The sequence below is a fragment of the Photobacterium sp. R1 genome (assembly GCF_054600795.1).
Genome location: NZ_BAAHZP010000658.1, coordinates 1 through 262, shown reverse-complemented (window position 1 = coordinate 262; position 262 = coordinate 1). Strand labels below are relative to the sequence as shown.

Here is a 262-nt window from a genome sequence, read left to right as displayed (position 1 = left end):
AACACGCTCTTGTGTACTGTTCATACATACAGTCACTTATTTGTGAACGCTTGCATGACAACAGCCAGACATCAGCAAATTTGCCTTGAAGCTACGGCCTACTACCACTGCATTTCCCGGTGTGTACGTCGCGCTTTCCTCTGCGGACTGGATGAAGAGTCCGGTGTCAGTTACGAGCACCGCCGTAGTTGGGTTGAAGACAGGCTATTCGCATTAGCTAAAGTGTTTTGTATCGACCTCTGCGCTTACGCCATTATGAGTA

1 pseudogene is annotated in these 262 nt (G+C 48.5%); it reads left to right on the top strand.

The features are described 5' to 3' along the window. Positions 1-54: 54 nt before the first annotated feature. Positions 55-262, top strand: a pseudogene (locus ACYP03_RS26705) (hypothetical protein); the annotation flags it as partial.